At 71.1% G+C, this 26,641-nt stretch carries 25 protein-coding genes; 11 read left to right on the forward strand and 14 right to left on the reverse strand.

Annotation, left to right across the window (positions count from 1 at the left end):
- Positions 1 to 88: 88 nt before the first annotated feature.
- Together M4V62_RS29275 and M4V62_RS29280 are read right to left on the reverse strand one after the other, a co-directional pair.
- Positions 89 to 697: a response regulator transcription factor gene (locus tag M4V62_RS29275; protein ID WP_249590183.1), complete on the reverse strand. Its 609-nt coding sequence runs from the start codon at positions 695 to 697 to the stop codon at positions 89 to 91.
- Positions 698 to 959: 262 nt separating this feature from the next.
- A complete protein-coding gene (locus tag M4V62_RS29280) occupies positions 960 to 1,595 on the reverse strand; it encodes a TetR family transcriptional regulator (protein WP_249590184.1) in 636 nt (211 codons plus the stop codon).
- A 221-nt stretch (positions 1,596 to 1,816) separates the two neighbouring features.
- Between M4V62_RS29280 and M4V62_RS29285 the strand changes: the two genes are divergently transcribed.
- From M4V62_RS29285 to M4V62_RS29295, 3 genes are read left to right on the forward strand one after another with little or no spacing between them, the layout of a single operon-like run.
- Positions 1,817 to 3,181, forward strand: coding sequence for a glycosyltransferase family 4 protein (locus M4V62_RS29285; RefSeq protein WP_249590185.1), 1,365 nt, complete (start codon positions 1,817 to 1,819; stop codon positions 3,179 to 3,181).
- Positions 3,181 to 3,924 (forward strand): class I SAM-dependent methyltransferase, encoded by a 744-nt coding sequence (locus tag M4V62_RS29290; RefSeq protein ID WP_249590186.1) that lies wholly within the window; start codon positions 3,181 to 3,183, stop codon positions 3,922 to 3,924. Before M4V62_RS29285 ends, M4V62_RS29290 begins: the two co-directional genes overlap by 1 nt.
- Positions 3,921 to 5,003, forward strand: coding sequence for a prenyltransferase/squalene oxidase repeat-containing protein (locus tag M4V62_RS29295; protein ID WP_249590187.1), 1,083 nt, complete (start codon positions 3,921 to 3,923; stop codon positions 5,001 to 5,003). Before M4V62_RS29290 ends, M4V62_RS29295 begins: the two co-directional genes overlap by 4 nt.
- Here the strand turns inward: M4V62_RS29295 and M4V62_RS29300 are convergent.
- Entirely contained in the window at positions 4,997 to 5,287 is a 291-nt protein-coding gene (locus tag M4V62_RS29300) for a hypothetical protein (RefSeq protein WP_249590188.1), read from the reverse strand. The genes M4V62_RS29295 and M4V62_RS29300 overlap by 7 nt on opposite strands.
- Positions 5,288 to 5,404: 117 nt before the next feature.
- Here M4V62_RS29300 and M4V62_RS29305 point away from each other — a divergent pair, with 117 nt between their 5' ends.
- Complete coding sequence (locus M4V62_RS29305) at positions 5,405 to 5,950, forward strand: hypothetical protein (RefSeq protein ID WP_249593062.1); 546 nt, start codon at positions 5,405 to 5,407, stop codon at positions 5,948 to 5,950.
- A 141-nt stretch (positions 5,951 to 6,091) separates the two neighbouring features.
- Here M4V62_RS29305 and M4V62_RS29310 read toward each other — a convergent pair whose 3' ends face one another.
- The 5 genes from M4V62_RS29310 to M4V62_RS29330 form a co-directional block, all read right to left on the reverse strand.
- A complete protein-coding gene (locus tag M4V62_RS29310; RefSeq protein ID WP_249590189.1) occupies positions 6,092 to 7,102 on the reverse strand; it encodes an LLM class F420-dependent oxidoreductase in 1,011 nt (336 codons plus the stop codon).
- Between the two features lie 117 nt (positions 7,103 to 7,219).
- On the reverse strand, positions 7,220 to 8,092 hold the full coding sequence (locus tag M4V62_RS29315) for a hypothetical protein (RefSeq protein WP_249590190.1): 873 nt from the start codon (positions 8,090 to 8,092) through the stop codon (positions 7,220 to 7,222).
- Between the two features lie 170 nt (positions 8,093 to 8,262).
- Positions 8,263 to 9,270 (reverse strand): N-acetylmuramoyl-L-alanine amidase, encoded by a 1,008-nt coding sequence (locus M4V62_RS29320; RefSeq protein WP_249590191.1) that lies wholly within the window; start codon positions 9,268 to 9,270, stop codon positions 8,263 to 8,265.
- Positions 9,271 to 9,371: 101 nt separating this feature from the next.
- Positions 9,372 to 9,638, reverse strand: a complete 267-nt coding sequence (locus M4V62_RS29325; protein WP_249590192.1) for a hypothetical protein — start codon at positions 9,636 to 9,638, stop codon at positions 9,372 to 9,374.
- A gap of 44 nt (positions 9,639 to 9,682) precedes the next feature.
- A complete protein-coding gene (locus M4V62_RS29330) occupies positions 9,683 to 10,339 on the reverse strand; it encodes a class I SAM-dependent methyltransferase (protein ID WP_249590193.1) in 657 nt (218 codons plus the stop codon).
- Positions 10,340 to 10,455: 116 nt separating this feature from the next.
- Between M4V62_RS29330 and M4V62_RS29335 the strand changes: the two genes are divergently transcribed.
- Positions 10,456 to 11,100: a CatB-related O-acetyltransferase gene (locus tag M4V62_RS29335; protein ID WP_249590194.1), complete on the forward strand. Its 645-nt coding sequence runs from the start codon at positions 10,456 to 10,458 to the stop codon at positions 11,098 to 11,100.
- 133 nt (positions 11,101 to 11,233) lie between these two features.
- Here the strand turns inward: M4V62_RS29335 and M4V62_RS29340 are convergent, their stop codons facing one another.
- Positions 11,234 to 12,967 (reverse strand): MFS transporter, encoded by a 1,734-nt coding sequence (locus M4V62_RS29340; RefSeq protein WP_249590195.1) that lies wholly within the window; start codon positions 12,965 to 12,967, stop codon positions 11,234 to 11,236.
- A 274-nt stretch (positions 12,968 to 13,241) separates the two neighbouring features.
- Here M4V62_RS29340 and M4V62_RS29345 point away from each other — a divergent pair, with 274 nt between their 5' ends.
- The 3 genes from M4V62_RS29345 (at position 13,242) to M4V62_RS29355 (ending at position 18,168) form a co-directional block, all read left to right on the forward strand.
- Positions 13,242 to 15,425, forward strand: a complete 2,184-nt coding sequence (locus M4V62_RS29345) for an acyl-CoA dehydrogenase family protein (RefSeq protein WP_249590196.1) — start codon at positions 13,242 to 13,244, stop codon at positions 15,423 to 15,425.
- 21 nt (positions 15,426 to 15,446) lie between these two features.
- Positions 15,447 to 16,637: a lipid-transfer protein gene (locus M4V62_RS29350; protein WP_249590197.1), complete on the forward strand. Its 1,191-nt coding sequence runs from the start codon at positions 15,447 to 15,449 to the stop codon at positions 16,635 to 16,637.
- Between the two features lie 94 nt (positions 16,638 to 16,731).
- Positions 16,732 to 18,168, forward strand: coding sequence for an MFS transporter (locus M4V62_RS29355; protein WP_249590198.1), 1,437 nt, complete (start codon positions 16,732 to 16,734; stop codon positions 18,166 to 18,168).
- A gap of 66 nt (positions 18,169 to 18,234) precedes the next feature.
- On the opposite strand, the gene M4V62_RS29360 is transcribed toward M4V62_RS29355, so the two are convergent.
- The 4 genes from M4V62_RS29360 to M4V62_RS29375 form a co-directional block, all read right to left on the reverse strand.
- Positions 18,235 to 18,840, reverse strand: coding sequence for a response regulator transcription factor (locus tag M4V62_RS29360; RefSeq protein WP_249590199.1), 606 nt, complete (start codon positions 18,838 to 18,840; stop codon positions 18,235 to 18,237).
- Positions 18,837 to 20,066: a sensor histidine kinase gene (locus M4V62_RS29365; protein WP_425575083.1), complete on the reverse strand. Its 1,230-nt coding sequence runs from the start codon at positions 20,064 to 20,066 to the stop codon at positions 18,837 to 18,839. The genes M4V62_RS29360 and M4V62_RS29365 overlap by 4 nt, the downstream gene beginning before the upstream one ends.
- A gap of 74 nt (positions 20,067 to 20,140) precedes the next feature.
- Positions 20,141 to 20,863: an ABC transporter permease gene (locus tag M4V62_RS29370; RefSeq protein WP_249590200.1), complete on the reverse strand. Its 723-nt coding sequence runs from the start codon at positions 20,861 to 20,863 to the stop codon at positions 20,141 to 20,143.
- Entirely contained in the window at positions 20,863 to 21,780 is a 918-nt protein-coding gene (locus M4V62_RS29375; protein WP_249590201.1) for an ABC transporter ATP-binding protein, read from the reverse strand. The genes M4V62_RS29370 and M4V62_RS29375 overlap by 1 nt, the downstream gene beginning before the upstream one ends.
- Positions 21,781 to 22,056: 276 nt before the next feature.
- On the opposite strand from M4V62_RS29375, the gene M4V62_RS29380 reads away from it, so the two are divergent.
- The 3 genes from M4V62_RS29380 to M4V62_RS29390 are packed head-to-tail and all read left to right on the forward strand — an operon-like array spanning position 22,057 to position 25,024.
- Entirely contained in the window at positions 22,057 to 22,920 is an 864-nt protein-coding gene (locus tag M4V62_RS29380) for a MaoC/PaaZ C-terminal domain-containing protein (protein WP_249590202.1), read from the forward strand.
- A gap of 56 nt (positions 22,921 to 22,976) precedes the next feature.
- Positions 22,977 to 24,053, forward strand: a complete 1,077-nt coding sequence (locus M4V62_RS29385; protein ID WP_249590203.1) for a Zn-dependent alcohol dehydrogenase — start codon at positions 22,977 to 22,979, stop codon at positions 24,051 to 24,053.
- Between the two features lie 17 nt (positions 24,054 to 24,070).
- Positions 24,071 to 25,024 carry a 3-oxoacyl-ACP reductase gene (locus M4V62_RS29390; RefSeq protein WP_249590204.1) on the forward strand — a complete coding sequence of 318 codons (954 nt, stop codon included), beginning with the start codon at positions 24,071 to 24,073 and terminating at the stop codon, positions 25,022 to 25,024.
- A 363-nt stretch (positions 25,025 to 25,387) separates the two neighbouring features.
- Here the strand turns inward: M4V62_RS29390 and M4V62_RS29395 are convergent, their stop codons facing one another.
- The gene (locus tag M4V62_RS29395) at positions 25,388 to 26,524 is read right to left on the reverse strand and encodes a hypothetical protein (RefSeq protein WP_425575085.1); all 1,137 of its coding nucleotides are present in this window, start codon (positions 26,522 to 26,524) and stop codon (positions 25,388 to 25,390) included.
- Positions 26,525 to 26,641 lie beyond the last annotated feature (117 nt).

Raw genomic sequence — 26,641 nt, forward strand, 5'->3', positions numbered from 1 at the left:
CAAGACCTCCCCGCTCTACCGTGAGCTCTCCGGCAACTGGGGCCCGGTGAACGAGACGACACCCAATGGGACATCACCCAACGGGGCGTCACACCCAGCCCTCCACGCGCGAGATGCGTATGGCGTCGATCCTGTTGCGGGCCCCGGTCTTGCGGGTGATGGCGGCCATGTAGTTGCGCACCGTCCCGTTGGTCAGATGCAGACGGTGCGCGATCTCGGCGACGGGCGCGCCGCCGGCGGCGAGTGAGAGCACCAGTAACTCCCGGTGGGTCAGCGGCATCTGAGCCGCCTTCAGGAACCCGAACCCCAGCGACTCGTCCACGAACCGCTGTCCGCCCGCCACCTGTCTGATGCCGGTGAGCAGCCGGTCCGGCGGGCTCGCCTTGTCCACATAGCCCAGGGCGCCCGCCTCCATGCAGCGCCGGAGCAGCCCTGGCCGGTTCCCGGAGACCAGGACGAGGAGCGGGCTGCCGAGCCCGCCGTTCACCGGGTGGGACTGCTCCCCGAACTCGGTGGACGGGTAGGTCGTGTCGCCGTCGGGATCGACCACGCAGACGTCGGGACGCACCGCGCCGATGCTGTCGCGGGCGCTGTGCCATGGTGCATGGAACACCTCCAGGTCCGGCTCGCGGGCGAGGCGTTCCGCCAGAGCCGACCGCAGCAGACAGGCGTCGTGCACGAGAAGTACCCGGATCACGTTTCGCTCCTCCAGGTCCCCGTATTCTTCGGGCCCCGTCGCTTCATTCAGCACGTAGACCATTCATACGGCGCCGACCGCGGATTCGGACGCGGAGAACTGGCCAAGCGGGACCAGGAGAGGCTCAGGGGCGCAATTGCCAGGCGGGTGTGCGCCCCCCGTGCACCGATTGAGGGGTTGCGAGCGGCGAGATCCCCGGCAATGCGCGACGGGACGTGAGTGACGTACGGCGAGCGGCGGGCCGCGAGCGACGGACGACGCGCTACGAGGCCTCGGGAGTCGTCAGGTCGATCAGGCGGCACACCATCTCGATGTCGATCTTGACCTGTGCGATCGAGGCCCGGCCCGAGAGCCAGGTGATCAGCGCGGAGTGCCAGGTGTGCTCGATGACCCGGACCGCGGAGAGCTGCTCGGGGGTCGGCGCGTCCTCCAGGCCCATCGCGTCCAGGATGATCGCCGTGGTCAGCCGCGAGACCGTGTCCACCTCGGGGCTCACGGAGCGGTCGGCGAAGGTCAGTGCCCTGACCATCGCGTCCGCCAGATGCGGCTCGCGCTGCAGGGCGCGGAAGGCCCGCATCAGCGTCTCGGCGCACCGCTCGGCCGGGGTCTCGCCCGCGGGCGGACGCTTACGGATCGTCGTGTGCATGTGCTGCAGCTGGTCCTGCATGGTGGCGACCAGGAGATGCACCTTGGAGGGGAAGTAGCGGTACAGCGTGCCGAGGGCGACGCTGGAGGACTCGGCGACCTCGCGCATCTGCACCGCGTCGAACCCGCCCCTGCTCGCGAGTTGGGCGCTCGCGTGCAGGATGCGGCGCCGGCGCGCCTCCTGCCGCTCGGTCAGGGGCGGCGACGCCGGATCAGCTGCTGCGACTTCCGCTGCCTTGGCTTCCGCTGTCATATGTCCCGTTGTTCCGTCGTGCGGGTCCGGTCATGTGGTGGGCCAGCATGGCAGGGCACCCGCCGTGGCGCGAATCACCTGATCCGGGCCTTACAGCGCGGCTACCTGCCGGTAGATTCAAAGCTCGTTCAGCGATCATTCAGCGATCAAGTCTGAAACTTGTTCTAGATTACCGTCCCGGCGTAACCTCGCGGACAACCGCAGGGAGAAGGGGGCCGAGAGTGACCGCTGAGGCCATGGAGGCGGGCCCCCGGACGGGGTCGGACGCCGATGGTGACCGTCCGTTGCGCATCGCTCTCCTCACGTACAAGGGAAACCCGTTCTGCGGGGGACAAGGCGTCTACGTACGTCACCTCTCACGCGAGCTGGCCCGCCTGGGCCACAGCGTCGAAGTGATCGGCGCACAGCCCTACCCCGTCCTGGATGAGGGTCTCGAAGGCCTCAAGCTCACCGAGCTCCCGAGCCTCGACCTCTACCGCTCGCCCGACCCCTTCCGCACACCCGGGCGCGACGAGTACCGCGACTGGGTCGACGCGCTCGAAGTGGCGACGATGTGGACCGGCGGCTTCCCCGAGCCCGCGACGTTCAGCCTGCGTGCCCGGCGTCATCTGCGTTCCAGGCGGGGCGAGTTCGACGTCGTGCACGACAACCAGACCCTCGGCTACGGCCTGTTGGGCGACCTCGGTGCCCCGCTCGTCTCGACGATTCACCACCCCATCACCGTGGACCGCCGCCTCGACCTGGAGGCGGCACCCAACTGGCGCCGCCGCATGTCCGTGCGCCGCTGGTACGCGTTCACCCGCATGCAGAAGCGCGTGGCCCGCCGCCTGCCCTCCGTGCTCACCGTCTCCGGCACCTCGCGCCAGGAGATCATCGACCACCTCGGCGTACGCGACGACCGCATCAACGTCGTGCACATCGGCGCCGACACCGACCTCTTCTCGCCGGACCCGGCGGTCCCCGAGGTACCGGGCAGGATCGTCACGACGTCCAGCGCCGACGTCCCGCTCAAGGGCCTCGTCCACCTCGTCGAGGCGCTTGCCAAGGTCCGCGCCGAGAACCCCGCCGCCCACCTCGTCGTCGTCGGCAAGCGCGCCGAGGACGGCCCTGTGGCGCAGGCGATCGAGAAGTACGGCCTCGAAGGCGCCATCGAGTTCGTCAAGGGCATCACCGACGAAGAGCTCGTGGACCTCGTCCGCTCGGCCGAGGTCGCCTGCGTCCCTTCTCTCTACGAGGGCTTCTCGCTCCCCGCGGCCGAGGCGATGGCGACGGGTACGCCGCTGCTCGCGACGACCGGCGGCGCGATCCCGGAGGTCGCGGGCCCGGACGGCGAGACCTGCCTCGCCGTGCCGCCTGCCGACCCCGGCGCGCTCGCCGCGGGCCTGAGCCGGCTGCTCGGCGACCGCGAGCTGCGGGTCCGCCTCGGCGCGGCCGGACGCGAGCGCGTTCTCGCCAAGTTCACCTGGGCCCGCGCCGCCCAGGGCACCGCAGAGCTGTACCGCGCGGCGATCGCCGGAAAAAACGCGGCCCCGCAATCCGGCCGCCCCCCGGCCACCACCCCGACGTACTCCGGGAGCCATCGCTGATGCTGACCGTCGACTTCACCCGCTTCCCGCTCGCCGCGGGCGACCGCGTCCTCGACCTGGGCTGCGGCGCGGGCCGGCACGCCTTCGAGTGTTACCGGCGGGGGGCCCAGGTGGTGGCCCTCGACCAGAACGCCGAGGAGATCCGCGAGGTCGCCAAGTGGTTCGCCGCGATGAAGGAGGCGGGCGAGGCACCGGCGGGCGCGACCGCCACCGCGATGGAGGGCGACGCGCTCAACCTCCCCTTCCCGGACGCCTCGTTCGACGTCGTGATCATCTCCGAGGTGATGGAGCACATCCCGGACGACAAGGGGGTGCTCGCCGAGATGGTCCGCGTCCTGAAGCCGGGCGGCCGCATCGCGGTGACCGTCCCGCGCTACGGCCCGGAGAAGATCTGCTGGGCCCTGTCGGACGCCTACCACGAGGTGGAGGGCGGCCACATCCGCATCTACAAGGCGGACGAACTGCTCGGCAGGATGCGGGAAGCGGGCCTGAAGCCGTACGGCACGCACCACGCGCACGCCCTGCACGCGCCGTACTGGTGGCTCAAGTGCGTGTTCGGCGTGGACAACGACAAGGCGCTGCCGGTCAGGGCGTACCACAAGCTCCTGGTCTGGGACATCATGAAGAAGCCGCTGGCGACGAAGGTGGCGGAACAGCTGCTCAACCCGGTCGTGGGCAAGAGTTTCGTGGCGTACGCGACGAAGCCGCACCTGCCGAAGACCGACGCGAAGACCGAAGCGTGACGAGCCCGGAGCGGACGGAACACCTGGTCCTGCCAGGCGTCCTGACGGCGGATCAGGCCACGCGAACGGTCCGCGGGATTCTGGCGGTCCAGCGCGAGGACGGCGCGATCCCGTGGTTCCGCGGCCACCATCTCGACCCCTGGGACCACACCGAGGCCGCCATGGCCCTGGACGCGGCGGGCGAGCACGCGGCGGCGGCCCGCGCCTACGACTGGCTTGCGCGGCACCAGAACCCGGACGGATCCTGGTACGCGGCGTACGCCGACGGGGATCCGCACGACGTGGCGGACCGGGGCCGCGAGACGAACTTCTGCGCGTACATCGCCGTGGGCGTCTGGCACCACTACCTCTCGACCGGCGACGACACCTTCCTGGACCGGCTGTGGCCGACGGTGGTGGCCGCGGTGGAGTTCGTCCTCGAACTCCAGCAGCCGGGCGGTCAGATCGGCTGGAAGCGGGAGCCTGACGGGGCGCCGGTCGACGAGGCACTCCTGACGGGCAGTTCATCGATCCACCAGGCGCTGCGCTGCGCCCTGGCGATCGCCGAGCAGCGCGAGGAGCCGCAGCCGGACTGGGAGCTGTCGACGGGCGCGCTGGCCCATGCGATACGCAGCCATCCCGAGCGCTTCCTGGACAAGGACCGCTACTCGATGGACTGGTACTACCCGGTCCTGGGCGGCGCGCTGACGGGCGCGGAGGCCAAGTCCCGCATGGAGGACGGCTGGGACCGCTTCGTGGTGCCGGACCTCGGCGTGCGCTGCGTCATCCCCAACAACTGGGTGACGGGCGGCGAGAGCGCCGAACTCGCCCTGGCCCTCTGGGTGTTGGGTGAATCGGACCGTGCCCTGGAGATCCTCCAGTCGATCCAGCACCTGCGCGACCCGGAGTCAGGCCTCTACTGGACGGGCTACGTCTTCGACGACAAGGCGATCTGGCCCGAGGAACTGACGACGTGGACGGCGGGCTCGCTGCTGCTCGCGGTGGCGGCACTCGGCGGCGACGAGGCCACCTGCGCGGTGTTCTCGGGAGAACGCCTGCCGGTGGGCCTCGCGCCGGAGTGCTGCGGGACGGCTCAGTAGCGGCGGAGCCGTCCTGCGATGGCGTGGCCTGCGAAGACGTAGACGATGGCCGCCAGGCCGTAGCCGCAGACGACTCGGGCCCATGCCTCATCGAAGGTGAACAGATCGTGTGACCAGCCGGCTAGCCAGCGGGCCACGTCGTGGACGAACTGGACGAGGTCGTTGGCGCGGTTCGCGTCCAACAGGTACATCAGGATCCACAGGGCGAGGATGATGGCCATCACATCCGCGATGATGACTATGACCCTCGCTGCGGTGCTGCCATGTGCGCTTCTGGTCGCCATGGGGTCCGTATACCAGGCTGCGCTTGGCTGAAACCCGTACGGACTCGCCCAGGTGGCGGGTCCCGCCGGGCGGGGTGAGGCTGCCGGGAGAGCTGTCCACTTCTGGAGGTCCCCGTGTTGCTCTCCGCCGCGGCCGTACGCCGGTCCCTCGTCGCCCCTGTGCTGTGCGGGGCCCTGCTCGCGGGGACGACAGGGTGCGGCGGTGACGACGCCGACGCGGCGTCCGCTCCGTCGGCCTCCAGCTCCGCGGAGAAGCAGAAGTTCGCCAAGACGCGGTTCGTGGCGAACGCGGGGATCGCCGCCGGGGCGACCTACCAGTGGATCGTGAAGCCCTTCCGGGCGGGGAAGTTCAAGAAGGGCGCCGACGGGCGGAAGTTCGCCCTGATCAAGGCCGGGCTCGCGGGGACGCTCGCCTACAACCGCCTGAAGGCGGCGACGAAGAACGCTCAGGGCGACCCGACGCTGGCCAAGGCGGTGGCTCCGCTGACCGCCGGGATCGACGCGTTGAAGGGCCTCCCCTCGAAGCTTCGCAAGGGGGACTCGACGGACTCGGTCGTGAACTCCTTCGACGACGTCATCAACTCGGTCAAGGACGCGGGCAACAGCGCGGGGGCAGAGGTCAAGGACAAGGTGCCGTCGGCGGGGGAGCTGGCAAAGGGCTGAGCCTGGCTCCGGAGCCTCGGGCACCGTCAAATCACCGGCTCCGCCGAGTTCGTCCTCAAGCGCCGGACGGGCTGGAAATCTGCCCGCGAGCGGAGCGCGCCAATAGGCGCAGTGGGGAAAGCCCCGCAGGGACCGCCCTCCCTACCCGTTCAGCTCCGCCAGCACCCGCAGCGTCTGCGCGTCCGGGGCAAGGACCAGCAGATCGGTGACCGGACCCTTCCGCCACAACTCCAGCCGCTCCGCGATCCGTGCCCGAGGGCCCACCAGCGAGATCTCATCCGCGAACTGATCCGGCACCGCCAGGACCGCCTCCTCCCGGCGCCCCGCCAGAAACAGCTCCTGAATCCGCCGCGCCTCCTCCTCGAACCCCATCCGCGCCATCAGATCCGCATGAAAGTTTCGCGCGGAGTGCCCCATTCCGCCGATATAGAACCCCAGCATCGCCTTGACCGGAAGCAAGCCCTCCGCCACGTCGTCGCAGACCTTCGCCCGCGCCATGGGCGCGACCATGAATCCCTCCCGCGCATCCGCGAGCGACGCCTTGTACACATCGGCCCGCATCGGCGACCAGTACAGCGGCAGCCACCCGTCCGCGATCCGCGCCGTCTGCGCGATGTTCTTCGGCCCCTCCGCGCCGAGAAGCACCGGCAGATCCGCCCGCAGCGGATGCGTGATCGGCTTCAGGGGCTTGCCCAGACCGCTCCCGTCATCGCCCCGGTAAGGGTGCGAGTGGAAGCGGCCCTCCAGGGCCACCGGCCCCTCCCGCCGCAGGACTTGGCGGATGACATCCACGTACTCCCGCGTGGCGGTCAGTGGCGACTTGGGGAACGCCCGCCCGTACCACCCCTCCACCACCTGCGGCCCGGACAGCCCGAGCCCGAGCATCATCCGCCCGCCGGACAGGTGGTCCAGGGTCAGCGCGTGCATCGCGGTCGTCACCGGCGAGCGCGCCGCCATCTGCACGACCGCCGTACCCAGCTTGATCCGCGAGGTCTGCGCCGCGATCCAGGTCAGCGGGGTGAAGGCGTCCGAGCCCCATGCCTCCGCCGTCCACACGGAGTCGTAGCCGAGCCGCTCGGCCTCCTGGGCGAGCTCCACGTGCCCGGGGTCGGGGCCGCGCCCCCAGTAACCGAGTGCGAGTCCCAGGCGCATGCGCAACCCCTCGATCCGTTCTGACGCCCCGTCAGTTCAGTGCAGGGTGGCGACTGTACGACAACGGCCCCCCGCCCGGAAGGGCGAGGGGCCGCGAGGTGCGTCATGCGTCGGAGATCAGCCGCGCTGGATCCCCGTGGTGTCCTGCAGCACGCCACGACGGCCGTCCTGCGTCTGGGCCACCAGGCCGGGACCGCGCTGCTCGACGGCCAAGTACCAGGTGCCGGGCGCCAGTTCGGCGATCGGCGTGGGCGAGCCGTCCTCCGCGTACAGCGGACGCGGCACCGGCACGGCGAACCAGAACGGCGAGAAGTCACCGGTGGCCTGCGCCTGCCCGGGAGGCGGCGTCTGCTGCCCCGGCTGCGGCTGACCCGGCTGGGCGCCGTAGGGCTGACCCTGCTGCGGCTGACCGGGCTGGGCGCCGTAGGGCTGACCCTGCTGCGGCTGGCCCTGGGCACCGGGGTACCCGTAACCACCCTGCGGCTGGCCGCCGTAGGGCTGGGGGGTGACGGGGCGCGGGGCGCCCATGAGCGGCGCCTTCAGGGCCGGCACCAGCGCGGTCGCGACCGCGGCGGCGGCCAGGACCAGGGCTGCGATCAGGCCGAGGATGAGGCCGATACCGGCCTCGGGGCCGCTGGAGCCGCCGCCCAGGCTGCTGTCGAAGAAGAAGCCGTAGGACTGGTCGGCGTCGAAGATCGCACCGAGCGAGCTCCAAGCGGCGGCGATGGTGAAGGCGACACCGAGCTGGCCGAGGTCAAGGCCCGCGACCTTGCGCGGCTGCGGGAGCGCACGGCCCACGACGATGAGCGCGGCACCGATGATCCCGAGCAGGTACACGCTCAGCAGCAGGTTGCCGTTCTCCCAGGCGTTGGGAAGCTTGTCGCTGTCGCCGCCGTCGGCGTCAAGGGTGTCGAGGAACGATGCGATGAAGAGCAACACCGCTGCCCCGATCACCACGCCGTCGCCTCGAGTGAGAGAGCGGATATTCACTTCAGGTCCTTCGTAAGTCGTCTCGTCGGTGGAGGCGTCGCTCGCCCCAGGTCGCGGCGCGGAGCGCGGGGATGGCCCCCCATCGTACGGAGGACATTATCGTTCACACGGGTGGGGTGTCTGCTCGGCATAAAGACGTACCGACCCGTTATCCCCGGCCGACCAACCCGTTATCCGCGCAGAAAGCTCACGATTCCGTCGGAGATGCCCTGCGCGGCCTTCTGCCGCCAGGCGCCGCTGGTGACCAACGCCTCGTCCTTCGCGTCCCGCATGTTGCCGCACTCGATGAAGACCTTGGGGACGGTGGAGAGATTGAGGCCGCCCAGATCCTTGCGTACGTCGAGTCCCGTGCCGTCGCCGATGTAATTGGACGGGGCGCTGCCCGTCGCGCTCACGAACTTGCCCGCGATGCGCTCGCCCAGGGCGCGTGACGGTACGACGATCTTGGAGGTGTCCGCGTCGCCGGACTTCACCGACGCGGGCAGGATCACGTGGAAGCCGCGGTTGCCCGCCGCCGAGCCGTCGGCGTGCACGGAGACGACGGCGTCCGCGTGGGCGTCGTTGCCGATACGGGCGCGCTCGTCGACGCAGGGGCCCCAGGGGGGGTCGCCGTCCTGGGTGAACTTGACCGTGGCGCCCTGCTTCTCCAGCAGCGTGCGCAGACGGCGCGAGACGTCGAGGGTGAACTGGGCCTCGCTGTAACCGTTGTTGGTGGAGGTGCCGGTGGTGTCGCACTCCTTGCGGTGCGTGCCGACGTTCACCAGGCGGTTGATCTCGGCCGTGTGCTTGCCGTTGCCCAGGTTGTGGCCGGGGTCGACGACGACGACCTTGCCCTTGAGAGGCCCGGATGCGGCGGGGCGGCTCGACGACTTCGGCGGCTTCGTCGTGCTCGGCTTGGCGTCGGCTTCCTCCCCCTTGCCCTTGTCGTCCTCGTCGCCCTTGTCGTCCTTCTCGGGCTTCGAGGGGGACGGCACGGCGGACACCGAACCCTGCGCGGACTGGCTCGTGGAGGGGAGCGTTCTCGGGGGCTCGCTCCCACCGGGACCGCTCGTCGCCTCGTAGATGAGCCACCCCGCCAGGCACGTCGGCACCAGCGCGGCGAGCGTCACGGTGAGAGGGCCGCCGCTGAAACGGCGGGGCGGGCGAGGGGGCTGGCTGTCCGGACCTACGTACGACACGACAGCCACCTTACGGGCCGTTCACTTGCTCCGCAGTGTCCCTGGGGGTGGTGCTCGGGCGTGAAGCGGTGGATCACGGATGCGCCGGGCCGCGCGCGACGTCAGCCGGGTGAGCCGATACGGCCGCGCACCGCGTTCGTGCCGGTGATGGCACCCGCCATCCAGAAGCATGCCCCCGAGACGGCCACCTGGGCCGGTGCGCCGATGAGCAGGGCAAGCGCGCAGACCACCGCGAAGGTGATGACGCCGCAGGCCATCGATGTCGTGTCACGCCAGGCAGGTGTCACCGGTCTGCCCATGAACATCATGAGGACCGCGGACAGGAGCACCACCAGGGCTCCGCTGTAGATGAGCCATGCGCTGCTCAAAGCCGTTCTCCGCTCGTGTAGCCGTTCCCGTGGGTGATGCGAGGTCAGATACCCGGTCCCGTCCGCCGCAGGACGCGCAGCGATTCGGTTGCCGAGACCTCGGTGAACGCGCCGGACTCCAGTGCCCTGAGGTAGACGCGGTACGGGGCCTGGCCCGTCATGATGTCGGCGGGGTCCGGGAAGACGTCGTGGATCAGGAGCAGGCCGCCATCGGCGATGTGCGGTGCCCAGCCCTCGTAGTCGCCGGTCGCGTGCTCGTCCGTGTGGCCGCCGTCGATGAAGACGAGACCCAGTGCCCCGCCCCACGCCTTCGCCACCTGCGGCGAGCGCCCGACGATCGCGATCACGTGCTCTTCCAGGCCCGCGTGGTGGAGCGTGCGCCGGAAGGTCGGGAGGGTGTCCATGCGGCCGACCTCCGGGTCGACCGTCTCCGGGTCGTGGTACTCCCAGCCCGGCTGCTGCTCCTCGCTGCCGCGGTGGTGGTCCACCGTGATCGCGGTGACGCCTGCCTCGCGGGCGGCGTCGGCGAGCAGGATGGTGGAGCGGCCGCAGTACGTCCCGACCTCCAGGAGCGGGAGTCCGAGCGCCGCCGCTTCGGCCGCCGCCGCGTACAGGGCGAGGCCCTCGCCGGCCGGCATGAAGCCCTTGGCCGCTTCGAAGGCGGCGAGAATCTCCGGCTTGGGCTGGGGGGCGGCCGTCATGGGTTTCTCCCGGTCGGAAATGGGGTGGGTTCGTTCTGCGGGCCGCCCTATGCTGCCGCATGGCCCGGCCGTTGACCGAGGCGGGGCCGTAAATGAGGAGTGGAAGGCGCTTGTCCATGCAACGTGTACCGGCTGATCCGACAGTGCTGCATCCCTTTCCGGACCAGCCGCGTGTCGTGCTTCTGAAGCCGCTGGTGAAGTCTCCGTTGATCGAGGTGGGGGAGTACTCGTACTACGACGATCCGGACGACGCGACGGCCTTCGAGGCGCGCAACGTCCTTTACCACTACGGGCCCGAGAAGCTTCGTATCGGGAAGTTCTGTGCGTTCGGGACGGGGGTGCGGTTCATCATGAACGGCGCGAATCACCGGATGGACGGACCCTCGACCTTCCCGTTCCCCATCATGGGCGGTTCGTGGAGCGAGCACTTCGATCTGATCAGCGGGTTGCCGGGGCGGGGGGACACCGTTGTCGGCAACGATGTCTGGTTCGGGTACGGGGTGATGGTGATGCCCGGGGTGCGGATCGGGCACGGGGCGGTCATCGCCTCTGGGTCTGTCGTGGTGGATGACGTGCCTGATTACGGGGTGGTCGGGGGGAATCCCGCGAAGCTGATCCGTACTCGGTACAGCGAGGACGAGGTTGCGCGGCTGCTGGCTGTGGCGTGGTGGGACTGGCCTGCGGAGCACCTCACCGAGCATGTCCGGACCGTGATGTCCGGGACCATCGATGACCTTGAGAAGGTCGCCCCGCGGGCCTAGCGGCAGCCTTGGTGGCCGCCATCACCGGCTTCGCCGAGTTCGTCCTCAAACGCCGGACGGGCTGAAACACTCCGGCCGGGCTGGATAGTTCCAGCCCGGCCGGAGTTTGAGGCCATCTTGCAGGGCACTGCCCCTACGCCAGCACCTCACTCCCACCCGGCAGCAGCAGATCCATCTCCACCGCCCGGTCGTCCCCGCCATGCGCCGCCGCCGAGGCCAGCGGCGCGTGCCCGGCGGCCGTTGCCGCGAGGACGTACGAGCCGTCGCCCGGCACCGCAAGCGCATAGCGGCCGCCCTCATCCGTGAGCGCCGCCCCCGCCTGGCGCCCCCGCCGGTCGATCAGCGTCACCTTCGCCCGAGCGACCGGCGCCCCGGTGGGGCTCAGTACCCGGCCGTGGAAACCGGCCAGCGCCTCCGTCGCGGCGCGCAGGTTCGCGTCCTCCTCGCTGCTGGCCCGGAGCTGGGTCTTGACGGAGCGGCGGGCGGAGGGGAGGAACAGGGCGAGGACGAGGCCCAGGGCCACCGCCCCCGTGGCGATCAGGAAGGACGTGCGGAAGCCCGTCATCGTGGGGATCGCGACGCCGCCCACGTGGTCCGCCGTGTTGGCGAGGACCATGCCGATCACGGCGCTCGACACCGACGTACCGATCGAGCGCATCAACGTGTTGAGGCCGTTCGCCGCGCCCGTCTCCGAAGGGTCGACCGCGCCGATGATCAGCGCGGGGAGCGAGGAGTAGGCGAGGCCGATGCCCGCGCCGACGACGACCGCGATGATGATCGTCTGCCAGGCGGCGCTCATCAGGCCGAGGCCCGCGCCGTAGCCGATCGCGATGATCAGCATGCCGAGGATGAGGGTGACCTTCGGGCCGTACTTCGCCGAAAGGCGGGCGTAGACCGGGGCCGTGAACATCATCGTCAGGCCCAGCGGCGCCACGCACAGGCCCGCGACGACCATGGACTGGCCGAGGCCGTAGCCGGTGGCGGTCGGCAGCTGGAGGAGCTGGGGGAGCACCAGGGAGATCGCGTAGAACGCGACGCCGACCATGATCGAGGCCAGGTTGGTGAAGAGGACCGCGGGGCGGGCCGTGGTGCGCAGGTCCACCAGCGGCGCCTTGAGGCGCAGCTCCATCACGCCCCACAGGACCAGGACGAGCGCCGCCGCGCCGAACAGGCCGAGCGTCATGCCCGAGGTCCAGCCCCAGTCACTGCCCTTGGTGATGGGCAGGAGGAAGAGGACCAGGCCCGCGGAGAGGCCGAGCGCGCCGGCCACGTCGAACGTGCCCTGGGCCTTCACGGTGCTCTCGGGCACGAAGAGGACGGTCAGGAGCATCGATATGACGCCGAGGCCCGCCGCGCCGAAGAACAGGGCGTGCCAGTCGGCGTGCTGCGCGGTCAGTGCCGCGAGCGGCAGCGCGAGGCCGCCGCCGACGCCGATGGACGAGCTCATCAGGGCCATCGCGGAGCCGAGCTTCTCGCGGGGCAGCTCGTCGCGCATCAGGCCGATGCCGAGCGGGATGGCGCCCATCGCGAAGCCCTGGAGGGCGCGGCCGACGATCATCACGACGAGGTCGTCGGTGAAGCCGCAGATCAGGGATCCGACGACCATCACGGCCAGGCTCGTCAGGAGCATGCGGCGCTTGCCGTAGAGGTCGCCGAGGCGGCCCATGATCGGGGTCGAGACGGCGCCCGCGAGCAGGGTCGCCGTCATGACCCAGGTGGCGTTCGACGGCGTGGTGCTCAGCAGCGTCGGCAGGTCCTTGATGACCGGCACCAGGAGCGTCTGCATCACCGCGACGACGATGCCGGCGAAGGCGAGTACGGGGACGACTCCGCGGGTGCCGCGTTGGTGGGTCGTCGACTGCGTCATTACGTGGGGCCTCCGGGGGCGGTGCAAGGGCTGGCAGGGGTACGTGGGATACGAACCTGTTTCCTGGGGCGACTATTCCGACGGATGTCGTACGAGGGGAAGTCTTGACCTGTTGTTAACCGGGCGCTTACGGGCGGACGGGTGGGTGCCCGCGGCGGGCGGTGAAGCCGGTGGTGAAGTCGGCCAGGAAGCCGACCCGTATCTGACCTTCCGTCAGATTGGAACGTGTTCTAGTCTGTCGCCGTCCCGGAAGCTGCTACCGGCGAGGACGCGCATGGGCATCGGAATCACGCAGGAACAGCGGGAGTTGGCGTCGGCGGTGCGCGGCTGGATCGCCCGCGCGATGCCGCCCGAGGAGATACGCAAACTGCTCGACGCGCCGCCAGGTACCGGCGGCAGGCCCGCCCACTGGGACGGGCTCGCCGAGCAGGGGCTGCTCGCGGTGCACCTGCCCGAGGAGTGCGGCGGCGGGGGCGGCGACCTCGTGGACCTCGCCGTCGCCCTGGAGGAGGCCGGGCGGGCCGCGCTCCCGGGGCCCTACCTGGCGAGCTCCCTCGCCTCGATCGTGCTGCACAGGGCCGGAGCCCTGGACCTCGCCGCCGACCTGGCGTCCGGCGCGCGGATCGGCGCCGTCGCGCTCGGCGCGGGCACGCTCACCGCGGTGTCCGTGGCGGACGGCTGCGTCCTCGACGGCACCGCGCCGCCCGTGCTCTGCGGGGCGGACGCCGACCTCCTGATCCTGGCTGCGGAGTCCGCGCGCGGAACGGTGTGGCTCGCCGTCGACGCGGCCGAGCTGACCGTGCGTACGCAGGAGGGCGCCGATCCGACGCGGCCCACCGCCGAGGTGACGGCGGACGGGGTGGAGGTCCCGGCCGGGCGTGTGCTCGACGTCGACGCGGCGCTCGTACGGGATCTCGCGTGCGCCGTGTACGCCGCCGACGCGTGCGGTGTCGCGGCCTGGGCGCTTGAGACCGCCACCGAGTACGCCAAGGTGCGCGAGCAGTTCGGGCGGCCGATCGGGCAGTTCCAGGCGGTCAAGCACGGTTGCGCGGACATGCTGGTGCGCCTCGAACAGGCGCGGGCGCTCGCATGGGACGCGGCGCGGGCGGCCGGTGAGCCCCCGGAGGTGCGGGGCCTCGTCGCCGCGCTCGCCGCCGGTGGCGCGCTCGACGCCGCGTACTCCTGCGCCAAGGACGCCATCCAGTTCCTCGGCGGCATCGGCTTCACCTGGGAGCACGACGCGCACCTGTATCTGCGCAGGTCCCTGGTTGCCCGGCAGCTGCTCGGCACCGGCGACGCGCACCGGCTGCGGGCGGTGCGGCTCGCGGAGGGCGGGGCGCGGCGCGAGCTGCGGATGGAGCTGCCCCAGGAGGCGCAGGCGTACCGGGAGCAGGCGCGCGAGGGCATCGCGCAGGCCCGGGGGCTCGACCCGGCCGCAGCCCGCAAGGCGCTCGCGCCGACCGGCTATGCGGCGCCGCATCTGCCCGAGCCGTACGGGCTCGGCGCGGGCCCCGTCCAACAGCTCGCCGTACAGGAGGAGTTGGCGGCCGCCGGGGTGCGCGTCAGCGATCTCGGGATCGCCACCTGGGTGGTGCCCTCGCTCATCGCGTTCGGGACGGGCGAGCAGCGGGAGCGGTTCCTGGCGCCGACGCTCAGGGGTGAGGTGCTGTGGTGCCAGCTGTTCTCCGAGCCCGGGGCGGGTTCGGACCTGGCGTCGCTGCGGACGAGGGCGGAAAGGGTCGAGGACGGCTGGCTGATCAACGGGCAGAAGGTGTGGACGAGCGCGGCGCAGTGGGCCGACCACGGGATCCTGCTTGCCCGTACGGACCCCGAGGCTCCCAAGCACAAGGGCCTGACGTACTTCCTCATCGACATGAAGCGGGCCAAGGGCGTCGACATCCGCCCGCTGAAGGAGATCACCGGGGACTCCCTCTTCAACGAGGTCTACTTCGACGACGTCCTGCTGCCCGCCGACGCGGTCGTCGGCGAGGTGAACGACGGCTGGCGGGTCGCGCGCCACACTCTCGGCAACGAACGCGTCCACATGGCCGACCAGCTGACCTTCGACACGGGGCTCGAAGCGCTCATCGCGCGCGCCGGTGAGCTCGACGGGGCGCACCGCGCGCGGATCGGCGCGCTGGCGGCCGAGGCGCACGCGCTCGCCTGCATCGGCCTGCGCACGACGATGCGGCAGGTCGCGGGCGCGGAGCCGGGGGCCGGGGCCTCCGTCCGCAAGCTCGTGCAGACCCCGCATCAGCAGAAGGTCGCCGAGCTCGCACTCGAACTGCTCGGCCCGGCGGGCGCGGTGCGCGAGGGCGCCGGGGAGCGTGCGCTGCACGGCTTCCTGATGTCGCGCTGCCTGACCATCGCGGGCGGGACCACGCAGGTGCAGCTGAACGTCGTCGCGGAGCGGCTCCTCGGCCTGCCGAGGGACCCCGAGCCGCGCCCCATCATCTGATTCATCTGAAGGAGCTGGCCAGTGAAGGCGTACATAGTCGGCGTCGGCATGACAAAGTTCGAGAAGCCCGAGACGCGGGACTGGCAGTACTGGGACATGGCGAAGGAGGCGGGCACCAAGGCGCTCGACGACGCCGGGATCTCCTACGAGCAGGTGGAGCAGGTCCCGGTCGGGTACTGCTTCCAGGCATCGACGGCAGGACAGCGGGCCGTGTACGAACTGGGCCTGACCGGCGTCCCCGTCTACAACGTGAACAACAACTGCGCGACCGCCTCGACCGCGCTGATGATGGCGCGGCAGTTCGTCGAGGGCGGCATCAACGACTGCGTGCTCGCGCTGGGCTTCGAGAAGATGGCGCGCGGCGCGCTGGGCGGAGGGTCCGACGGCGGGGACTTCAAGACGTCTCCCGTCGCCCGGCACTACGGCGTGATGGCGGCACGCCACGGCTTCGAGATGACCCCGCCCACCGCCCAGATCTTCGGCGACGCGGCACGCGAGCACATGGAGCTGTACGGCACGACACCGGCGCAGCTCGCCGCGGTGGGCGCCAAGAACCACCGGCACTCGGTGAACAATCCGTACGCCCAGTTCCAGGACGAGTACACGGTCGACGAGATCCTCGCCGCCAAGACCATCCACAGCCCGCTCACCAAGCTGCAGTGCTCGCCGACGTCGGACGGTTCGGCGGCGGCGGTCGTGGTGTCGGAGCGCTTCGTGGAGCGGCACGGCCTCCAGGAGCGGGCCGTGGAGATCGCGGCGCAGGCGATGACGACGGACACCGGGGAGTCCTTCGCATCGGGCTCGTGCATCGACGTCGTGGGGCAGCCGATGTCGAGGGCGGCGGCGCGGGAGGTCTACGAGAAGTCGGGCCTGGGCATCGAGGACGTCGACGTCGTCGAGCTGCACGACTGCTTCTCCATCAACGAGCTCCTGACGTACGAGGCCCTTGGCATGTGCGCGGCGGGGGAGTCGGGCAAGCTCGTCGAGAGCGGGGCGACGACGTACGGCGGGCGCTGGGTGGTGAACCCGTCGGGCGGCCTGATCTCCAAGGGGCATCCGCTCGGCGCGACGGGAATCGCCCAAGTGGCGGAGATCACCTGGCAGTTGAGGGGCGAGGCGAAGGCGCGGCAGGTGGCGGGCGCGCGCGTGGGGCTCGCGCACAACATCGGCCTGGGGGGAGCGGCGGTGGTGACGCTGCTGCGGAAGGGGTAGTCGGAGGAGGCCGGAGTCCTAGGACCCGCGGCCGAGGCCTCCTGCGTCGAAACCCCGATGCACGGGGAACGCAATTCCTGAGAACATGCCCGTCATGGTCCAAACGCCCCCTGACACTTACATAGCCGCGACCCCGCGGAAGTCCGCACCGGTGTGGGCGGTGCTCCTCGCCGCCTGCGCCGGGCAGTTCCTGGTCGTCCTGGATGTGTCGGTGGTGAACACCGCGCTGCCGTCCATGCGCTCCGACCTGGGCATGAGCGCCGTCGGACTGCAGTGGGTGGTCAACGCGTACTCGATCGCCTTCGCCGGTTTCATGCTGCTCGGCGGGCGGGCCGGTGACCTCTTCGGGCGCAAGCGAATGTTCCTGGTCGGGCTCGGGCTCTTCACGGTGGCCTCGCTCGCGGGCGGCCTCGCGCAGGCCGAGTGGCAGCTGCTCGTGGCGCGGGCCGTGCAGGGGCTCGGCGCGGCGGTCCTGGCCCCTTCGACCCTGACGATCCTCACCTCGGCGGTGCCCGAGGGGCCCGCGCGGATACGGGCCATCGGGACCTGGTCTGCGGTGGGCGCGGGCGGCGGCGCCGCGGGCGGCCTCGTCGGAGGGGTCCTCACCGACGTGCTCTCCTGGCGCTGGGTGCTCCTGATCAACGTGCCGATCGGCGCGCTGGTCGTCGTCGCGGGCGTGGCCTGGCTCACCGAGAGCCGGGCCGGCGAGGCACGCCGCCTCGATGTGCCGGGCGCGGTCCTTGTGACGGCGGGCCTCGCCACGCTCGCGTACGGGATCGTGCAGACGGAGGAGGAGGGCTGGACGGCTTCGGCGACCCTGGTGCCGCTGGCCGCGGGGCTGGCGCTGCTCGCCCTCTTCCTCCTGGTCGAGGCGCGGACGAAGGTTCCGCTGATGCCGCTGAAGCTGTTCCGGGTGCGGTCCGTCTCGGCGGCGAACGCGGCGATGTTCGTGTGCGGCGGCGGCATGTTCGCCATGTGGTTCTTCATGACGCTGTACGCGCAGAACGTCCTCGGCTACTCGGCGCTGAAGGCGGGCCTCGCGCTGATCCCCTCGTCGCTGACGGTCGTCGTCGGCTCGAAGCTCGCGCCGCGGCTGATGCGGGTCCTCGGCGCGAAGAACGTCTCCGTGCTCGGGATCCTGGTGGCGGCGGCGGGCTTCGGCTGGCAGTCCCTGATGACCGCGGACGGCGGCTACGTCACGTCGATCATGCTGCCCGGCATCGTGATGATGCTCGGCGCGGGGCTCGCCACGACGCCGCTGGCGTCGCTCGGGACGTCCGGGGCGGACCCCGGGGACGCGGGGCTCGTCTCCGGCCTGATCAACACCTCGCGGACGATGGGCGGTGCGCTGGGGCTCGCGGTGCTCTCCACGGTCTCCGCGTCGCGGATGGGCGGGTCGACCACTCCGGAGGCGCTGACGGCCGGGTACGCGTTGGCGTTCCGGACCAGTGGGTTCATTCTGCTGGGGGGCGTGCTGGTGCTGCTGCTGTGGATGCCGCGGGACGGGAATTCCAGCCCGTCCGGCGTTTGAGGACGAACTCGGCGGAGCCGGTGATCGACGGTGCGCGAGGCCCAGGGCTCAAGGCCCAGGGGCCAGTCAGAGCCAACCCCGCTGCCTGGCCTCCCGTACCGCCTCCATCCGGTTCCGCGTCCCCGTCTTTCCGATCGCCGCCGAGAGATAGTTCCGCACCGTCGACTCCGACAGGTGCAGCTTCTCCGCGATGTCGGAGACCGTCGCCCCGTCCACCGAGGCCCGCAGGACGTCCGCCTCGCGCGTCGTCAGCGGACTGGGACCCGCGCTCAGGGCCGCCGCCGCGAGGGCGGGGTCGATCACCGTCTCGCCCCGCAGCGCCTGGCGGATCGCCTCCGCCAGGTCCTCCACCGGGCCGTCCTTGACCAGGAAGCCCACCGCGCCCGCCTCCATCGCCCGGCGCAGATAGCCGGGCCTGCCGAAGGTCGTGAGGATGAGGACCCGGCACTCGGGGCACTCGTCGCGCAGGTCCGCCGCCGCGTCGAGCCCGCTGCGGCCCGGCAGTTCGATGTCGAGGAGCGCCACGTCGGGGCGTGAGTTCAGCGCCGCGTCCACGATCTCGTCGCCCGCGCCGACCTGCGCGACGACCTCGATGTCCTGCTCCATGCCGAGCAGCAGCGCGAGCGCGCTCCGCATCATGCCCTGATCCTCGGCGAGCAGGACTCTGATCATGGGGTGCGCTCCTCCACAACGGGGCCGGTGCTGAACTCGGTGACCGGCAGCTCCGCGGTGACCCGGAAACCGCCGCGTGGTGCGGGGCCCGACTCCAGGGAGCCGCCCGCCGCCGCGAGGCGTTCGGCCAGGCCTTTCAGCCCGCTGCCGGGCGCTGTCGAGCCTACGCCGCGGCCGTCGTCGGTGATCAGGAGTCGGGTCCGTTCGGCGGTGCCCGTCACCTCGATCTCGCAGCGGGTCGCCTTGGAGTGGCGTACGACGTTCGTGGCGGACTCCCGGACGACCCAGCCGAGCAGCGCCGCCGTCTGCGGGGCGAGCGGCGGTCCCGACTGGCGTACGACCGCTTCGATGCCCGCCGCGTCCAGGAGGTCGCGGGCCCGGTCGAGCTCCGTGGCGAGGCTGCCCTCGCGGTAGCCGGTGACCGCCTCGCGGATCTCGGTCAGGGCCTGGCGGCCGACGGACTCGATGTCGGCGACCTGGCCGAGCGCCGCGTCCAGGTCGCGGGGGGCGAGGCGGCGCGTGGCCTCCGCCTTGACCACGATCACCGAGAGCGTGTGGCCGAGCAGGTCGTGCAGGTCCCGCGAGAAGCGCAGCCGTTCCTTCTCGACGGCGGTGCGGGCCAACTCCTCGCGGGTGGTGCGCAGTTCCTTGACCGTCTCGGCCAGGGCCAGGATCGCGGCCGTCACCATGACGGAGAGGAACGTGCCGTACGCGATGCCCGCCGCGTCCCATCCCTCCCGCAGCCCGCCGACCACCGCCGCCGAGATGCTCAGGGCGAACCCCGCGGGAACGAGCTGCCTGCCCCGCAGCACTGATCCGGTGGCCAGGCCGAGGAGCGGGAAGAACATCAGCCAGCTGCCGCCGTAGCCGATGGCGAGGGCGAAGGTGACCGCGGTCAGCGCGAGCAGCGACTGCTTGGTGACGCGCGCCTCCCGCGCCTGCTTGTTGAAGGCGCGGAACACCACGTTGATGTAAAGGGAGTTGAAGACGAGGAGCCCGAGGCCGGCGAGCCAGGGGTTGCCCGTCTTGCCCTGGAGGAGGTTGGAGAAGGAGCCCATCCCCATCAGGAGCCAGGGCAGCATCGCGAAGCCGTTGGGCGGACCCAGGTCCTCGGGCCTGCTCCGCCCGGACTTCTCCTTCGCCCGCATCTCGGCGAGCTGCTCCCTGCTGCTCTGTTTCCAGGCCGCGAGACGTGTGTGCCGCTGCCAGAAGCCGTTCACCGGCATCGCTTCTCCTGTCGTGCCCTGACGCGTCGTCGGGGTCGGAGTCCGAGTCTGAGTCGGAGTCGGAGTCGGAGTCGTCATACGGTCCGCGCCGCCCGGCGGTACGAGGTCACAGCGTACGAACCGAACGCCAGCAGCCAGGCGATCAGCACCGCGACCGTGCCGAAAGCGATGCCGCCGCCGTCCGTCACGGACGTGCCGAGCTCCGCGAAGCGGTGCGTGGGTGTGTAGTCGGACAGGGTGCGCAGCCAGCCGGGGAACAGGTCGACGGGGAACCAGAGCCCGCCGAGCACCGCGAGCCCCAGGTTGCAGGCCGTGTTCACCACGCCCGTGGTCTGCGCGGTCAGGCGGTACCCGTTGCCGAGCCCCAGCATCGTGAAGGGCAGCGAGCCGAGCCAGAGCAGCACCGCGGCGGCCGCCCACTGCCAGGCCGCCATGCGTACGCCGTTGACCAGGCCGCCCGCGGCGAACACCGCCACGATCGCCGGGAGCACGGTCACCGCACCGGTCAGGGCCCGGCCCGTCACGACCTCGCGCGGTGTCATCGGCGTCACCCGCAGCTGCCGCAGCCAGCCGGTCGTCTTGTCCTCGGCGACGCCGGTGCCGGTGTTCAGGGCGGCGATCACGGCCCCGTACGCGGCCATGCCGATCATCGACGTCGTCTTCCACCGCTCGTGGTCCGAGCCGCCGCCGATGTTGGTGAACAGCAGGTACATCAGCACCGGGAGTGCGATGCCGCCGATGACGAAGCCGGTGTCGCGGAGCGTTCTGCGCACTTCGAGCCCGAGGTAGGCGAACATCACACGGCCTCCGGGGTGAGAGGAGCGGTGGTCAGGGCCAGGAACGCCTCGTCGAGCGAGGCCGCCGTGACTTCGAGGCCGCGGATCGCACCGAGCCGCGCGAGCGCGATCACCGTCGCGTCCGAGTCCTCCGTACGCAGCCGGGCCCGGTCCCCGCGCACCTCGACGGCGACCACACCGGGCAGCAGCGTCAGACCCTCCGTGCCCCTCCCGGCCAGGTCGAGGGAGACGGTGCTGCCGCCCGCGGACCGCTTGACCTGCTCGCCCGTGCCGTCGGCGACGATCCGGCCGTGGTCCATGACGACGATGCGGTCCGCGTGCCGGTCGGCCTCCTCCAGGTAGTGGGTGGAGAACAGGACGGTGTGGCCGCGCCGCGCGTAGGCACGCATCGACGCCCAGAACGCCTGGCGCGCCTCCACGTCGAGAGCGGCGGTCGGCTCGTCGAGGACGATCAGCGAGGGGGTACCGGCCAGGGCGAGGGCGAACCGCACCCGCTGCGTCTGGCCCCCGGACAGCTTGTCGACGCGCCGCCCGGCCAGCTCCTCGATCCCGGCGAGCGCGAGGGCCTCGCCGACGGGCAGCGGCGCCGGATAGCGCCCGGCCACGAAGGAGACGAGCTCGCGCACGGTGACGCGCGGGACGAGGCGGCCCTCCTGGAGCATGGCGCCCACGTGCCCGGCGCGCACGGCGTCAGCGGGCGGTCCGCCGAAGAGCTCGACGCGGCCCGCGTCGGGGGCGTCGAGGCCGAGCAGGAGGGAGATCGCCGTGGACTTGCCCGCGCCGTTGCGGCCGAGCAGGGCGACGGTCTCACCACGCAGGATCTCCAGGTCGACGCCGTCGACGGCGCGCAGCGGCCCGAAGGCCTTGACCACGCCGGAGAACGCCACGGCCCGCTCGGCGGGCACTGAATTCGTCATGGCTGTGACGTTACGAACCCGGGGCGGTGCGGCGGCAGATGTGGTTGTACGGACTCGGCCGGTACAAATGTCACACGCCTGAACAGCGGTGCACCGGGAGTATCTGACGTGACGTCAGGAGTCTTCACAACTACCGGACGCTCGGCTATACATGGGATCGCCGGACTGGAACGCGTTCTAGAACGGGCTCCTTCCGGCCCTGTTGCGACCTCGGTGCGACCGACGGTGCGGACGGCCGCACCGAGGTCTTCAGACCGGCCAAGGAGCTGCCACCACATGCCCATCGACGCCGCGAAAGCACTGGCCGCGGAGCCCAGGTCGGCCGAGATCACCTGGGATCACAAGGACATCCAGCTCTACCACCTGGGCCTCGGCGCGGGCGTCCCCGCCACCGACCCCGACGAGCTGCGCTACACCCTGGAGTCGAAGCTGCACGTCCTGCCCAGCTTCGCCACCGTCGCGGGCGCGGGCATGGGCGTCGTCGGCGGGCTCTCGTCACCGGGCATCGAGGTGAACCTCGCCGCGGTCCTGCACGGCGGCCAGAGCATCACGCTGCACCGCCCGATCCCGGTCAAGGGCAAGGCCGTCACCACCTCCAAGGTGGCCGCCGTGTACGACAAGGGCAAGGCCGCGATCCTCGTCCTGCGCACCGAAGTGGCCGACGGTGAGGGGCCGTTGTGGACCAGCGACGCGCAGATCTTCGTACGCGGCGAAGGCGGATTCGGCGGCGAACGCGGCCCTTCCACCCGCGTCCCGGCCCCGGAGGGCGAGCCCGACAAGACCGTCGAGCGCCCGGTCCGCGAGGAGCAGGCGCTGCTCTACCGCCTCTCCGGTGACTGGAACCCCCTGCACGCCGACCCCGAGTTCGCCAAGCTCGCGGGCTTCGACCGGCCGATCCTGCACGGCCTGTGCACCTACGGGATGACGCTCAAGGCCGTCGTCGACACGGTGCTCGGCGGTGACGTGTCGCGGGTACGCGGCTACAGCACGCGCTTCACCGGGATCGTCTTCCCCGGGGAGACCCTGCGGATCCGGATGTGGCGCCCTCAGGGGACGGAGGGCCGCGTCCAGGTCGCGGTGACGGCGGTCGAGCGGGACGACGCGCCGGTCCTCGCCGACACGATCGTCGAACACGCCTGAATTCCGTACGGCCTGAGTTCCGTACGACCTGAGTTCCGTACGAGAGGAGCCGCACCATGCGCGCAGCCGTACTGCACGAGACAGGCCAGGACAAACTCGAGGTCCTCGACGACATCGAGACGGTGGGTTTTGGCCCCGGCAAGGTGAAGATCAGGGTGCGGGCCACCGGCCTGTGCCACTCCGACGTCTCCGCGATGAACGGCGTACTGCCGCAGCCCGCGCCGTTCATCCCCGGTCACGAGGGCGCGGGCGAGATCATCGACGTCGGCGACGGCGTGAGCGGCATCAGCCAGGGCGACCGGGTCCTGGTGTGCTGGCTGCCCGCCTGCGGCACGTGTCCGGCGTGCAAGCGCGGCCAGAGCCAGCTGTGCCTGGCCGGTTTCATGAACGCGGGCACCCCCAACTTCAAGCGCCCGGACGGCGATGTCTTCGGCTTCGCCGGCACGGGGACCTTCGCCGAGGAGGTCGTGGTCGACGCGGGCTGCGCCGTGCCGATCCCGGACGACGTGCCCTTCGACATCGCGGCCCTGATCGGCTGCGGGGTGACGACGGGGCTGGGCGCGGCCATCAACACCGCGAAGGTGGAGGCCGGTTCGTCGGTCGCCGTCATCGGCTGCGGCGGCGTCGGCATCTCCGCGATCCAGGGCGCGCGGCTCAAGGGCGCGGCGCAGATCATCGCCGTCGACCCGGTGGCGTCCCGGCGCGAGGCCGCGCTGCGGTTCGGCGCGACGGAGGCGGTCGCACCTGACGAACTCGCCGACGCCAAGCAGCGGGTGACCGCGGGCGAGGGCTTCGACTACGTCTTCGAGGTCGTGGGCAAGTCCGCCACCGCCCGCACCGCGTACGAGACGACGCGGCGCGGCGGCACGCTGTGCATCGTCGGAGCGGGCGCCATGGACGACAACCTCCAGCTGAACATGTTCGAGCTGTTCTTCGACGAGAAGAAGATCCTGCCGTCCATGTACGGCGGCGGCGACGTCCTGCGGTCCTACGAGCGGGCCATCGCGCTGTGGCGCGCGGGCCGGATCGACCTGGAGAGCCTGATCACCCACCGGGTGCCGCTCTCCGAGATCAACGAAGCGCTTGACCAGATGCGTACGGGCGTCGCGCTGCGTACGTGCATCGAGATCTGAGAGGACTTCGATCCCTGATGGCACAGCCATTGCCACGGCCACTGGACGGTTTGGCCGCGATCGTGACGGGCGCGGGCCGGGGGCTCGGCCGTGCGGAGGCCCTCGAACTCGCCCGGCTCGGCGCGAGCGTCGTCGTCAACGACTTCGGAAAGACGGGCCGCGACGGCTCGGGCGAGGCGTCCGCGACGCCCGCCGAGGAGGTCGCCGCCGAGATCCGGGCCGCGGGCGGGCAGGCGGTCGCGCACCTGGGCGACGTCGCGGACCACGAACAGGCGCGCGGGCTCGTCCAGTTGGCGGTCGACACGTACGGCAAGCTCGACATCCTGGTCAACAACGCGGGGATCCTGCGGGACCGGATGATCTTCTCGATGAGCGAGAGCGAGTGGGACTCGGTCATCCACGTCCACCTCAAGGGCCACTTCAACACGACGCACTTCGCGTCCGTGCACTGGCGTGAGCGGTCCAAGGCGGCGGGGGAGCCGGTGTACGGCCGGATCGTCAACACGTCGTCGGAGGCGTTCCTCGCGGGCTCGGCGGGCCAGCCGAACTACGCGGCGGCGAAGGGCGGCATCGTCGGCCTGACGACGTCGAGCGCGCTGGCGCTCGGCAAGTACGGGGTGACGGCGAACGTCATCTGCCCCCGTGCGCGGACACGGATGACGGAGGACGTCTTCGCGGGGTTCCAGGAACCGGACGCGGGCGAACTGGACGCGCTCGCTCCCGAGCATGTGGCGCCGCTGGTGGGCTACTTGGCCTCGCCTGCCGCCGCCGGGGTCAACGGCCAGTTGCTGGTGGTCCACGGCGGCATGGTCGCGGTGGTCGAACGCCCCAAGGTGGCGGCGAAGTTCGACACGGCGAAGGACGTCTTCACGTACGAGGAGCTGGACGGGGTCCTGTCCCCCTACTACGCGGGGCGGCCTGCTAACGAGACGTTCGCGGCGGCGGAGGTGCTCGGGCTGAAGCGGGGGTGATGGTTGTCCTCAAACGCCGGACGGGCTGGATGTATCCAGCCCGGCCGGCGTTTGAGGCCATCTTGTACGGGGTCTGGGGCAGAGCCCCAGGCAGGCCCCCGCGCCAGCGGGTTCTCGGGAAGGGGCGGGGTTGGGGAAAGAAATCAGTTCCCGTCGCCCTGCCGACGATGGCGGCCCCGCGGCGCCGCCACCTCATCATGCTCGGCCACAGGCCCTCGATGCCTACCCGCACCGCTGGTACCCGCCGCCTCCCGCGGCTCGGGATTCCGCTCCGTCTCCGTACTGATCTCGGTTCTCATCAACACACTCACCCCGTAAACCGGTAACTCTGTAAAGAAGATCGTTCGATGTGGCCGGGCGAGTCTAACCAACGCCCGTACGCCCCGTGAGGGGTGCCTGCTGCAACGGAACAGGCCGCGCGGCAACCACCGCGGGCGGCGCCTCCGGAGCCGGCAATTCCGCCTCCGCGACCCCGCACGGCACCGCCCCCGTCACATACGGAAGCCGCAGCGCCCCCTCCCGCGTCCACCACCCGGCGCCCGCCAACCACCCCTCCGGCGCCGCCAGTTGATGCAGCCGCCGGTCGGTGGGGCGCCACAGGCCGAGCCAGCTGCCCGCCGCCCCGTCGATCCGCAGCGCCACCGCGCAGCTCTCCGGCATCAGCGTCTGCTCGGGCTGGATGGCGAACGGCGTCACCGCGAGGTCGGGCAGGTGCAGGCACTCGGGGAAACGCACCGGGCGCGTACCGCCGAGGACGCCCCAGCCGAGCCGGTCGTGGCCCGGCGCGTCCGAGCGGATCAGGAGCAGTCCGCTGTCGGCGTCCGCGAGCAGCAGCCGGTCGTTGCTCTCGTCGGCGATCTGGAGGAGGGGGGACACCTCGCCGCCCCGCTCCAGGTCCACGGCGACCGCCTTGACCCGGCCGCCCAACTCCCGGTCCAGGGCCAGCATCCGGCCATCGCCGTCCAGCCAGACCCCGCCCGAACAGCGCCCGGGGATCTCGGCGACGTGCTCGGGCCCGAAGGCGCCGCCCGCCACCATCCACAGGGCCGTCGACCCCGCGCCCACCGCGAGGGCGTACGCGTGGCTGCCGACCGGTGACGGCGCCAGGAGCGTCAGCCGTGACTCCCCGCACTCCACGGCGCCGAGCGGCACCTCGCCGGTCTCCGGACCCGTCGGGTAGAGGAGCGCGAACGTGTGCCGTCCGTCGACGACGCGGTGGATCAGGACCCGTCCGTCGGCCATCGGGAGCACCTCCGTGCCGGGCTCCTCTGGCTGGTTGCCGGGCAGTGGCACCGCGTACGGCTCCGGGGAGTCGAGGGTCCAGCGCTCGGGGAACCAGGAACCGCCGTCGTGGGCGAGCCGGGCCGCGTACGCGCCGTTGGCGGTGATCACTGGGGGCGTCGCGGGCGCCGGGCGGGACATCGGCGGGGACGTCGGCGGGGGCATCGGCGGGGACGTCGGCGCGGTCATGGGTTCGGGCTCAAGCGTGGGCGCTGTCATGTGGGGGTACCTCCGGGCCCCGAAGCTAGTTTTCGCACGCGCTGCCGTGGCATCTGTGGCTGCCCGCTTCACACAGAAGGGTGGCGAAGTACCGATTCGCCTGAGGGGTCGGGGGTG

It is taken from the genome of Streptomyces durmitorensis, assembly GCF_023498005.1.
Taxonomy (GTDB): Bacteria; Actinomycetota; Actinomycetes; order Streptomycetales; family Streptomycetaceae; genus Streptomyces; species Streptomyces durmitorensis.